Origin of the sequence: Arthrobacter sp. JUb115 (genome assembly GCF_004365035.1) — a bacterium.
Classification (GTDB): Bacteria; Actinomycetota; Actinomycetes; order Actinomycetales; family Micrococcaceae; genus Glutamicibacter.
Genome location: NZ_SOBS01000004.1, coordinates 449,561 through 460,300 on the forward strand (window position 1 = coordinate 449,561; position 10,740 = coordinate 460,300).

At 62.3% G+C, this 10,740-nt stretch carries 11 protein-coding genes; 7 read left to right on the forward strand and 4 right to left on the reverse strand.

The features are described from left to right. The first annotated feature begins 81 nt into the window (after positions 1-81). The 5 genes from EDF61_RS09920 (at position 82) to EDF61_RS09940 (ending at position 5,186) form a co-directional block, all read left to right on the forward strand. Positions 82-1,071: an ABC transporter substrate-binding protein gene (locus tag EDF61_RS09920; protein ID WP_133833967.1), complete on the forward strand. Its 990-nt coding sequence runs from the start codon at positions 82-84 to the stop codon at positions 1,069-1,071. 143 nt (positions 1,072-1,214) lie between these two features. Continuing rightward, on the forward strand, positions 1,215-2,090 hold the full coding sequence (locus tag EDF61_RS09925) for a siderophore-interacting protein (protein ID WP_105658956.1): 876 nt from the start codon (positions 1,215-1,217) through the stop codon (positions 2,088-2,090). A 5-nt stretch (positions 2,091-2,095) separates the two neighbouring features. Continuing rightward, positions 2,096-3,205 carry a FecCD family ABC transporter permease gene (locus tag EDF61_RS09930; RefSeq protein ID WP_105662362.1) on the forward strand — a complete coding sequence of 370 codons (1,110 nt, stop codon included), beginning with the start codon at positions 2,096-2,098 and terminating at the stop codon, positions 3,203-3,205. Continuing rightward, on the forward strand, positions 3,202-4,302 hold the full coding sequence (locus tag EDF61_RS09935) for a FecCD family ABC transporter permease (RefSeq protein ID WP_105658957.1): 1,101 nt from the start codon (positions 3,202-3,204) through the stop codon (positions 4,300-4,302). The genes EDF61_RS09930 and EDF61_RS09935 overlap by 4 nt, the downstream gene beginning before the upstream one ends. Continuing rightward, a complete protein-coding gene (locus tag EDF61_RS09940) occupies positions 4,299-5,186 on the forward strand; it encodes an ABC transporter ATP-binding protein (protein WP_286172188.1) in 888 nt (295 codons plus the stop codon). Before EDF61_RS09935 ends, EDF61_RS09940 begins: the two co-directional genes overlap by 4 nt. A 237-nt stretch (positions 5,187-5,423) precedes the next feature. Here EDF61_RS09940 and EDF61_RS09945 read toward each other — a convergent pair whose 3' ends face one another. After that, positions 5,424-6,653: an MFS transporter gene (locus EDF61_RS09945; protein WP_286172189.1), complete on the reverse strand. Its 1,230-nt coding sequence runs from the start codon at positions 6,651-6,653 to the stop codon at positions 5,424-5,426. A 350-nt stretch (positions 6,654-7,003) separates the two neighbouring features. Here EDF61_RS09945 and EDF61_RS09950 point away from each other — a divergent pair, with 350 nt between their 5' ends. Both EDF61_RS09950 and EDF61_RS09955 read left to right on the forward strand, forming a co-directional pair. Beyond that, entirely contained in the window at positions 7,004-7,435 is a 432-nt protein-coding gene (locus EDF61_RS09950; protein ID WP_133833968.1) for a transporter substrate-binding domain-containing protein, read from the forward strand. Further along, positions 7,432-8,394: a cation diffusion facilitator family transporter gene (locus EDF61_RS09955; protein WP_133833969.1), complete on the forward strand. Its 963-nt coding sequence runs from the start codon at positions 7,432-7,434 to the stop codon at positions 8,392-8,394. The genes EDF61_RS09950 and EDF61_RS09955 overlap by 4 nt, the downstream gene beginning before the upstream one ends. Before the next feature lie 119 nt (positions 8,395-8,513). Here the strand turns inward: EDF61_RS09955 and EDF61_RS09960 are convergent, their stop codons facing one another. The 3 genes from EDF61_RS09960 to EDF61_RS09970 form a co-directional block, all read right to left on the reverse strand. Continuing rightward, positions 8,514-8,954 carry a hypothetical protein gene (locus EDF61_RS09960; protein ID WP_105662366.1) on the reverse strand — a complete coding sequence of 147 codons (441 nt, stop codon included), beginning with the start codon at positions 8,952-8,954 and terminating at the stop codon, positions 8,514-8,516. A 701-nt stretch (positions 8,955-9,655) separates the two neighbouring features. Further along, the gene (locus EDF61_RS09965) at positions 9,656-9,859 is read right to left on the reverse strand and encodes a cold-shock protein (protein WP_105658961.1); all 204 of its coding nucleotides are present in this window, start codon (positions 9,857-9,859) and stop codon (positions 9,656-9,658) included. Between the two features lie 464 nt (positions 9,860-10,323). Beyond that, the coding region (locus EDF61_RS09970; RefSeq protein ID WP_208294251.1) for a fatty acid desaturase family protein at positions 10,324-10,740 on the reverse strand (417 nt) is incomplete at its 5' end.

Sequence of the window (10,740 nt, forward strand, 5' to 3'; positions counted from 1 at the left end):
TGCTCAGTGCCGATTTGTGGTGCGCTCCGTGGGACCTCGCAGTCCACGCACCCGGCGGCCGACCGTTTAAGGATCACCCGCATGACCCGCAAGATCACTCGCACTTTGTTGGCCCCAGCCGCGCTGCTTGCCGCCACGGCCTTGGCCCTGACCGGCTGCGGCCAGTCCTCCGAGGCCTCCCAGGCGCCATCGTCCCCGGCGGCCGAAGGAACCCCGCTGAAGACCGTGGACCCGCAAGGCCACGAAGTTTCGCTGGAGCAGCAACCCGCCGCAGCCCTGGGTTTCTACACCACCGACGTGGATATCCTGACCATCCTGGAGGTGCCGCTGGCCGCTGAACAGCCGATTCGCGGCGACTCCGGCTTCACTACCTTCCCGGACTACTTCGACCAGGAAGCCTTGGAGGGGGTCACCCCGTTCGCCAACTACCCGGAATTCAACTACGAGCGCGTCCTCGGCGCCGCCCCGGACTTCATCCTCAACGGCCTAGGGTATGACGCCGAGGTGCATGAGAAGCTCGCGGCCATTGCCCCGACCTACACGACCAACGCCTTTGACGGCGAAACGTGGCAGTCGCACTTCGAGCGGACCGCCAAGGACCTCGACCGGCAGGCCCAGTACGACCGGTGGCTGCAGGACTACCAGCAGGCGGGTGCCGAAGCCAAAGCCGCTATCGACGAAGCCGGAAACGGCGACCTGACCGTCGCCACCCTGGGGTACTGGGATGGCAAGGTCAACGTCGACTGCTACGCCTACCTCGAATGCGGAGTCTTTGACACCATTGGCCTGGAGACCACCGAGTTGAGCCGCGAAAAAGGCCTGTCGCTGAGCTTGGAGGAACTGGACCGGCTCAAGGACGTGGACGCGGTGTGGATGTCCACCGGCGTTGGCGAGGATGCGAAGGCCGAGCTGGACAAGTCCATCGCCTCCATGGCCAAGTCGCCCTACTGGAAGGATCTGCCCTTTGTGAAGAATGAGCGGATCTACACCTACAACATGGAAATGGCCTACGGTTCGCCGTCGGGCGCCACAGCGTTCCTGCAGCAGGTCCGCAGCGACCTCGCCGGATAATCCAGCCATGGCCGCATCCGTCCGGCCCCGTCAAGTTTCCCGGCCGGACGGATACGGCCATTGCCTGCGCCTGAGCGCAGCTCAACCACCCCTCCTGCGTTCGCACTTCAAGCAGCCGACGCCCCCAGATTCAGGATCCTTTCATGGAAATTTTTGAAGCAACCGTGCAATCCACCCGCCTGCTCTCGCCTACGCTGAAGCGGCTGCGCTTCGCGGTGCAGGGCTTCACCAGCACGGGGGTCGGCGACGAATATGTTCGCCTGTTTTTCCCGCATACCGAGGACCGCAGCCTGCTGTGCCTTCCGGTAGCCGATGGGGATACCTGGCGCACGCCTCCGGGGCAGCCGGACGCGCCAATGCGCACCTACACCATCCGCGACTGCGGCGAGGGGTGGATCGATATCGATTTCGTGGTCCATGACGGAGGCATTGCCGCCGCGTGGGCACTGGCCGCCGAACCAGGAGACCGGATCGGCTTGAACTCACCGACCGGGCTGTACGATTGCCCGCCGGAAGCAACCTCGCAGGTGCTGATCTGCGACCTGACCGGGCTGCCGGCCGCGGTACGGCTGGTGGAACTGACCGGTGAACAGGTGCGCACCGAGCTGGTGGTGGAGATCCCGGATGAGGCCTCGCGCCTGGACCTGTCGGGTTTGCCGAACCTGGGCGTGCAGTGGATTGTGGCCGGAAACGGCGTGGCCCCCAGCGTGTTGCCCAAGGTGGCACGCAAGGCGGTTGAGGCGGCGGCCGGATCGGAAACCCGCCCGTACGTCTGGGTGGCCGGGCAATCCGCTGCGCTGCGTGAGATCCGCAAGATGCTGCACCGGGAACTGCGGTGGCCAAGCACCCAATACAAGGTGATTGGCTACTGGGTCGAGCAAGCCGAGAAGTGGCGTGCCCAGTGGGATGCCTTGGATGCCGGTATAAAGGAGGCCCTTGATGCCCTCTGGGACAGCTTCGAAGACCACGACGAGGCATTGATCGCATACGAGTCCGAACTTGCACGCCTGGGGCTCTGAGCACGGTGGCAACCACACGGGACCCCGGGCTGTTGCTGGCCCCACCCGGCGCAGCACCACCGGGCAGCGCGGCCGGTACCGATGCGGACCAACGGCACCGGGTGCTGGTGGGTTCACCGGGAGCCAAGCTGGTATGGCTTGCCGGCCTGATTGCCCTGTTGGCGTTCACGGTGCTGTGCTCGCTGGCCTTCGGCAGCCGCCAGATCGACCTGTCCGTGGCCTGGCAGACCATCACCAATCCCTCCTTCAATACCGATGAGGCGCAGGTCATCCGGCAGTTGCGGGTTCCACGTACGGTCCTGGGCGTTCTGGCCGGGGTCGCGTTGGGCGTAGCCGGGGCCCTGATCCAGGCGCTGACCCGCAACCCGCTGGCGGATCCAGGCATCCTGGGCGTCAACGCCGGAGCCCAATTCTCCTTGGTGATGGCAAGTTTTGCTTTCGGTTCGCTGAGTGTGCTCGGTGCCATCTGGTGGGCCTTGGGCGGTGCGCTCGCCGCAACCTTGGCGGTATACGGATTAACCCTCTCCAAGGGAGGACGCGCCGCCGACCCGTCGACCTTGGTGCTGGCTGGTGTGGCCTTCGGCGCGGTGCTGTCGGGGATCACCACCGCGCTGGTGCTGCTGCGTCCGCAGATTTTCGACATGATGCGGGTATACACCGCAGGAAATCTCAACGGCCACGAGCTTCCAGCAGTGCTGCTGATTGTCCCCTTCGTGGCAGTGGGCCTTGCCATCGCGCTGTGCTGCGCCGGGTCGCTGAATGCGATTGCCCTGGGGGATGCTCCGGCCAAGGCGCTGGGCGTGCGCATCGCCCCGGTGCGGATCGCGGTCATCGCCGCGGTGACATTGCTCTGCGGCGCGGCAACCGCGCTGGCAGGCCCGATTGGTTTCGTCGGACTCATGATTCCGCACGTGGTGCGCTGGCTGTTTGGCGTGCAACAGGGCTGGATCCTGATTTTCACCATCGTCCTGGCCCCTGTGCTGCTGCTTGGTTCCGACATCCTGGGCCGGGTGATCCTGCCCAATGCGGAGGTCTCGGCGGGAATCATCACCGCCTTTGCCGGTGCACCTGTGCTCTTGGCCTTGGCCCGGCGCAAGAACGCGAGTACCCTATGAGCCTCAAGCCCCTGATCCCAGCACCGGCTGAGGCAGCCGGTGCGCGTGTGCAAGGGTGCCAGGTGCCAACCGGACGACGGGAAGTGCGGATCGGTCGTGGCCGTTGGAGTTGGCGGCTTGATCGCACCTCGCTGCTGGTGGGTACGGCCCTGGCCCTGTGCGGGCTGCTGGTTGGGCTCATATCCCTGGCCCTCGGGGATGTGCGTGTGCCGATGGACCAGGTGATTCCCGCGCTGCTGGGAAACTCCGAGCACCGTTATGAAGTGGTGGTCCGCGACTGGCGGCTGACCCGGGTGGTCCTGGCACTGGCATTCGGATTCGCCCTCGGAATCTCTGGTGCACTCTTCCAATCGTTGACCCGGAACCCCCTGGGCAGCCCGGACGTGATTGGCTTCAGTTCGGGGGCTTACACCGCGGCGCTGGCGCTGATGCTTTTCACCACCGCGAGTGCCGCACAGATTGCCGTGGGTTCCATTGCCGGAGGCCTGGCGGCCGCGGCATTGGTTTTCATGATCGCCAGCCGCAACGGGACCACAGGGTTCCGGCTCATTGTGGTCGGTATTGGCGTTGGCGCCATGCTGGCCTCGGCCAACACGTTCATGCTGTTGGCAGCTCAACGCCAGGTAGCCATGTCTGCAGCGGTATGGGGTGCTGGTTCGCTGAACTCGGTCGGCAATGCCGTAGTGGGTCCTTCGCTGCTGGGCATTGGCATTTTCGCGCTTGCCGCGGTTCTGCTGCAACGCCATGCCCGGATCCTGGAATGCGGGGATCCGCTGGCCATTTCGCTGGGCGTGAATGCCAAGCTGGTGCGCGCGTCGATGGTGGTTGTAGGAGTTGGCCTGGTGGCGGTGGCCACCGCGGCGGCTGGGCCGATCGCCTTCGTGGCCCTGGTGGCCCCGCAGATCTCGGCCCGGCTCAGCGGCCGTGCCGAGCTGGACCTCGTTCCGGCTGGATGCTTCGGAGCGTTGCTGCTGGTGTCGGCGGACACCGTGGCACGCATAGCTTTCATGCCGATCCAGCTGCCGGTCGGCATTGTGACCGTCTGCCTTGGCGGAGTGTATTTGATTTGGCTATTGATAAGGGAGAGTCGCGCATGAGCGCATTGGGAACCGAACCCGCTCAGCGGGCAGCCGACGCGGTAAGAGCGGGCATGGTGGCGCGGAAGCCAGCGCCTCGGCTTGAGGTGCAGGGGGTGCAGCTGGGATATGGCCGTGAGCCAGTCATCGATTGCCTGGATGCGTCCTTCGAAGCGGGCAAATTCACCGCGATCATCGGGCCCAACGGCTGCGGCAAGTCCACGCTGCTCAGCGCGCTGGCCAGACTGCTGAAGCCCATGGCCGGCCGGGTGCTGCTGGATGGCATCCCCATCGCATCCTACAAGCCCAAAGCTTATGCACGGGAAGTGTCGCTGTTGAGCCAGCAGGCGATTGCGCCCTCGGGGATCACCGTTGCCCAGCTGGTAGCCCGCGGCCGCTTCCCGCATCAGAGGTTGCTGGCCCAGCATAGCGAGCAGGATGAAGCGGCGGTCCACGCTGCCTTGGCCGCGACCGGAACCCTTCCCTTGGCCACCCGCCGGCTGGCCGAGCTTTCCGGCGGCCAGCGCCAGAGGGTCTGGGCGGCCACCACCTTGGCCCAGCAAGCACCTATTCTGCTGCTGGATGAGCCGACAACCTATCTGGATGTCGCCCATCAGGTGGAGCTGCTGGACTTGTTCGCCCGGCAACGCGATGTGGGAAAAACCGTGGTCGCGGTGCTGCACGACATCAATCAGGCAGTGCGATACGCCGACACCGTGGTGATGATGCGTGGCGGAAAGATACTGGCCTCCGGCGCACCAGAAGATGTCATTACGGCGCAGAGCCTTGGCGAGGCATTTGGCGTGCACTGCGAGATTCACCCCGATCCGGTGACATCCGGTCCGATGATGGTCGCCGTCCCCGGCAGGCTGCGTCACGAGTCCGCGCCGAAATCAGTCGATTGATAGCTCGGATCCGGGGTGGCCCACGGCGCAAGATGCTGCCATGGGCAAGAACCCGGTCGCTTGGTTGAGCCTTGGTGGGGGAGTTTAGAGACCATCCCATGAACCGGGCTGGATACGAGCTTCCTGACTGCTTGGGAACCGGTCCGGATAGCCGGGGCTCTTGGTGCGCAAGTTTGGCTGACGGGGTAGTTCCCGCAGCCTTTTGTGCAGTGGTCAAGCGCCGCGGGCTGGCATCAGCTACCGGGATCGCCGAGCGGACTCGAAGGGCGAGTTCTTGCGCGAAAGCAGCAAGGTCAGCATTGCCCCGAGCAACGCGAAGCCTGTGGTCAGCAACCAGGTGGCATTCCAGCCGCCGGTGATTGTCGCCATGGATGCCAGCAGCATCGGGCCGGTGAAGTTGCCGATGTTGAAGATCTGCTGGGTCAGCCCCATCGAGGCAGGGGCCGAACCGCCGGGCGGAGCCAGATCGACCACCACGCGGGTCATGGTGGTCGGGACGGCTGCTCCGGCCAGCGAGAAGAAGCCAACGCAGATCATCTGGATCCACAGCAACCCAGGCGGGTAGTCGAAGGCGAAGGTGCAAAACGATGCCAGGGACATCAGCGCGAAGCCGGCTAGCAGCAGCGTGCGCCCATTGGCGCCACGCTGGAGCAGCCCTCCGCAGATGATCGCGCCCACCGCGTTCAGCCCGCCCACCACGGCCGAGGCCAAACCACCGGCCACCGGATCCAAGCCGAATTCCTCGTAGATGGTGGGCAGGAACCCCACTACTGCCATCCATTGCACCGTGTAGCACCCGAAAATCAGCCCGCTGATCCACACACGCGATGCCCGGGCGGTGATGGCGATGCGCTGGACGGCCTCGCGCAGGGCCGCCGATCCGGCGGGTTCATCCGCGCCCACGAACTTGAGGATCAGCGGAATCGGCAGCAAGGTGATGAACGCGAGGATGCCCCACCACAGGTGCCATGACAGGTGCTGGAGCACCAGCGCCGTGGAGAAGACCCCGATGAAGGTGGCCATGCCCATGTAGGCGGCCCACCACCCCACGGCCATGTTCAGGTTCCGGATGGGGGCATGGAGGCGCACCAGCCCCGGCCCCATGACGGTCGCCATGATCACGCCCGCCCCTTCCAGGACGCGGGTGGCCAGCAGCAGCGGCGCGCTGGGGGACAAGGCGCCCAGTGCGCTGCCCAGCACCAGCAGCAGCAAGCCGAGGATCAGCGTGCGGCGCTGGGAGATGACTTCCGAAAGCAGGGAAACGGCCAGGCCGCCGGCCATGCCGGCTACCTGGACCACGCCCAGCAGCACGCCGGAGAAAATCAGCGAGAAGCCCAATTCGTCCTGGATCACGGTCAGCGCGGGGGCGAGCTTCCAGATGTGCAGGCCGGCCACCACGCCGGAGGCCACGATGATGATCCAGGCCGCGTTGGTCCGCTGCTGGACCTGTTCCATTTTGGCTTGCACTGCCGCCGATGCCTCCTCGCATAGGACGCGCCAACTGGTGCTCGGCGCTATTGTCCACTTCGGATTGTGGCACGGGCCGGGCAGCGATCCGGCATTCGTGTCATTGAACGGGAATCCCTGCCGGCGGCACTCCGGGCTGGATCCACTTGCCCATGGCGAATTCTCCTTCGGCAGGTTGCAGGTGCGAGCTGAGAGTTCGCCGATATTTCCCGGGCGTTGCATTGCAGCACGAGTCCTCCGAGTAGTTTGGAGGCCAACCCGGCCGATCAAGCTCAGGAGGAATGATGTTCCGGCACAGTTCGTCCCGCACCCGGCAAGTGAAGGCAGCAGCGGCTCTTGGATGCGTCTTCATGGCGACAGCCTGCTTCCCAGCGGTGCCGGTGGACCCCGAAGGAACCCTGGACACGGTCCGTTCCGGGACACTTCGGGCCGGAGTATCTCCTGCTTCGGATTTCGTGGAAATCCGGGATGGAGTACCCCAGGGCGCCGAACCAGCGCTCATAGAAGACTTTGCCCAGCATGCAGGTGCCGAAATCCAATGGACCATTGGTGGCGAAGAACAGCTAGTGAAGCAGCTGGAAGCAGGCCAGCTGGATTTGGTGGCGGGAGGCATCACCTCCAAGTCGCCGTGGTCGGAAAAGGCTGGAGTCACTCGTCCCTACACGACCGCCATTGACGCCAAGGGCAAGGAAAGGAAAATAGTCCTGCTCGTGCCTCCAGGCGAAAATGCTTTCCTGTCCGAGCTGGAGTACTTCCTGGACCAGACGCAGGAGATGCCATGAAAAACGCTGCCGGAACGCACTTGCCTCCCGAGCAACGCGAACTCATGGCGCGCGCCGCGAAGCTCGAGTGGATCAGCATCGGATACACGGCGCTCACCATTACCCTTGTGGCACTAGTGGTGGGAAATTCGCAGGCCATGCGCACAGCGTGGATCGAAGACATGCTCTCAGTCCTGCCGCAGCTGGCCTTTTTGGCATCACTGCAGTTCACCCGGAGGGCTCGTCGGCGCTCGCACCCCTACGGCTACCACCGGTCCATGGGAGCCGGGCATCTGGTCGCAGGAGTGTCGTTGCTGGTCGTCGGCGCGATGCTCGCGTACGAATCGGTATCGGCTCTGGTTAAACTGGAGCACCCGACCATCGGAACCATGAACCTGTTTGGCCATACGGTATGGCAAGGATGGATCATGATGGCGGTCATGGCGCTGATCGCGGCACCGGCCGTGGTGCTGGGACGGTTGAAAATCAAGATTGCCCAACCGCTGCACAATAAGCTGCTTTACGCCGACTCCAAGATGGCCAAGGCCGACTGGCAGACCAATGCTGCTTCGATCGTCGGTGTCGCCGGAATCGGCGTTGGGTTGTGGTGGCTGGATTCCACCGCGGCGCTGGTGATCGCTGCCGGCATTCTCAAGGACGGCTGGGACAGCACGAAGTCCGCCACCTCGGATTTGCTGGATCGCCGTTCCAAAGGTGTCGACGGCACGGATCCGCACCCACTGATCCCGGCCATGGAGGAACAGCTCCATGCCCTGGATTGGGTTCGCACTGCGGGATTGAGGGTCCGCGAACTCGGCCAGGTCCAGCACACGGAAGCGTTCATCGTTCCGGAATCCGATACCGTGACGCTTGCCCAATCCGAGGAAGCGCGGAAAGTGCTAGAGGGAACCGACTGGAAAGCGTATGACGTGGTGGTGACGATAGTTCCCGAGCTGCCTGAGTTCCTCAAGCAGGGCTGAAATTCGAGGTCTAGGCCCCCGCCTGGAGCGCAGTGGAAGCACGGCGATCCGGCGAGGAAAACCGGCGAGGCAGGGTGCTGGCGCTGGAGCTAGCAGCCCGCCTCGGCTGCCCCGCCGGACTAGCCGATATCGGTGGGTGACGTGGCTACTTGGCCAGGCCAGTCGTTGCGCACAAAGCAGGGAATCTCATGGATTGCCGCGCTATGGGACCAGAAAGCGACGCGAAAGGGCATCATTTTCTCCGTGTGCTGCCGGGAGCAGAGTTCGCTGATGGTGGTTCCAGCTGGCAAATGGGGAACTTTGGGAAACAGCGGGCTGGGTACCGTGATGTGCCATAGCTGCAGGTCATCGGTTTGGTCATCGTCAAGAACCATGAGTACAGCCCGGCCATGGACCGATACGAAGCCCATTACTTCATCTACTGGATCAGTGCGTTGCGCGAATACCACGGGCATGCCCTCCATCCAGCCGTACGCAGTGAGATGGGTTCTGGCCTCGGGGCAATGCAAAAGTTTTTCGACGCGGTGCATGGCGCGCATATTTAGTTCAGGCATGTTCATTTAATCCTCCGCTGATGGCAGCTCTCCGAAAGGTGACCGCCCACGAAGTTCTGCGGCATAAAGCCGCGGAATCCCCCGGGTTTCGCCTTTGGCGCTCGGTGTTCATCGTGGAGTGTTCTTCTGATAATACATCTTGTTTCCAACCGCCGAGCGGCGCCTTATGTGGACACATGCCCAATGTGGTGCAATTCGCAGGTTTTCAAGTGGGATGTCCCTGCGCAAGCAGTGGAGCAGAGATCCATTTAGCAGAACGAGATTGCCGGGCTAACTAGAGTCGAAGAATTGAATGAATAGCGAATGGGCACTTTCCTGTTTCGCCTCTTAAAGCTGTGGATCGAAGTAATTCTGCACTCAATACCCAGAGCGTTTTGGACCGCGCAGGTCCCGGAAAAGCTTCAGATGCCTGAAGCGGCGCGTATCAACGAGCCGGTCAAGTGCTTGGAAGGAATATAACTGTAGGCTATATAACCCTCGTTGGTCTCGCTTGGCTTGAAATCTTTCGTTAGTCCGGCTCATGATCGAAGCGTTGCGTCTAGCCCGGTGTTGGTCTTGCTCTTCAGGACCGTGTCGGGTTGCTGGGTGCTGATCTTTGGCGTAAAAAGGTACGGTCGTTGCAACGCCTGATTGTTCAGGATGTTGCAACGACCGTTAGAACCCGTCGACCGCCTGCCCCGCTTTTGGGGTGATCGGCCTAAACGCGCTTAGCGTGCCTGGATGTCCGCAGCCTGAGGTCCCTTTGGACCGGATTCAAGCTTGTATTCGACCGATTGTCCTTCTTCAAGATTCTTGAATCCGAAACTCTGAATTGCGCTGTAATGCGCGAAAACGTCAGCGGATCCATCAGAAGGCTCAATGAAACCGAAGCCCTTTTCGGAGTTGAACCACTTTACAGTGCCAGTAGCCATGTGTATTCCTAAATCGTAATTCGCGATATGTCGCGATTTGAGCTTGTGCCACCGTAGCAGCACTGAAGCCATTATTTTTGTTGCATCCCGTGAAACTTAATCAAGCATGAATAGCTTGGAGAGCCAGAACATCGAATTCTGAGTTCTGGAGTAAGAATTCACTGGAGACGCATGTAATAGCGGTCGAAGAGGTTCTATAGAAACGCAGTTTCAAACCGACTGCCCCACCACGGAAGTGGGGACGAATATTTCAAGTGATGCGATTCGCTCTCATGGGAAAAATTCCGAGGAAACGCTTATTAAAAATCCAAGGGAGGAACAATAGGAATTTTCAATTTTCCTTATTGGCTCTAATATCTAGACTACCATGAGGAGCTCACTTAATCTCGCCGGTTTGCTGTGAGGGGAAGCCGAAGTCCTGCCAGGGGAGCTGATTTCGTTGTTCTGTGCCTGCAGCAAGACCGTTATGGGATTCGGTATCCGGAGATGATTGGGCACTCGAAAGGATCCCGGGCCGATAGCCCGACCTTGTTCAGGTAGGTGATCACCTGTGCGTAGGATTCGCGGACACTGGCCACGGTGTACGGGACCTGGTGCTCGTCGCAGTACTGGCGCACGATGCGCGAGACGCCGGCCAGGTTGGCGCGCGGCATGGACGGGAACAGGTGGTGCTCTACCTGGTAGTTCAATCCGCCGTAGACGTGGGAGAGCACGCGGTTTCCCCAGCTGGACTTGGCCATGACATTGCGTCCGGTCAGTACCTGGCGGGAGAAGAAGTCGATGCGAGCGTCCTGGGGAACCATCGGCATGCCCTTGTGGTTCGGGGCGAAGGAGGCACCCATGTAGACGCCGAAGACTGCCAGCTGCACGCCGAGGAAGGC

Bases quoted from the DNA above. Each gene is read 5' to 3' on its own strand.
- EDF61_RS09955 (WP_133833969.1), top strand. From the start codon at position 7,432: ATGAAAAACGCTGCCGGAACGCACTTGCCTCCCGAGCAACGCGAACTC.
- EDF61_RS09920 (WP_133833967.1), top strand. From the start codon at position 82: ATGACCCGCAAGATCACTCGCACTTTGTTGGCCCCAGCCGCGCTGCTT.
- EDF61_RS09950 (WP_133833968.1), top strand. From the start codon at position 7,004: ATGGCGACAGCCTGCTTCCCAGCGGTGCCGGTGGACCCCGAAGGAACC.
- EDF61_RS09965 (WP_105658961.1), bottom strand. From the start codon at position 9,859: ATGGCTACTGGCACTGTAAAGTGGTTCAACTCCGAAAAGGGCTTCGGT.
- EDF61_RS09940 (WP_286172188.1), top strand. From the start codon at position 4,299: ATGAGCGCATTGGGAACCGAACCCGCTCAGCGGGCAGCCGACGCGGTA.
- EDF61_RS09935 (WP_105658957.1), top strand. From the start codon at position 3,202: ATGAGCCTCAAGCCCCTGATCCCAGCACCGGCTGAGGCAGCCGGTGCG.
- EDF61_RS09960 (WP_105662366.1), bottom strand. From the start codon at position 8,954: ATGAACATGCCTGAACTAAATATGCGCGCCATGCACCGCGTCGAAAAA.
- EDF61_RS09925 (WP_105658956.1), top strand. From the start codon at position 1,215: ATGGAAATTTTTGAAGCAACCGTGCAATCCACCCGCCTGCTCTCGCCT.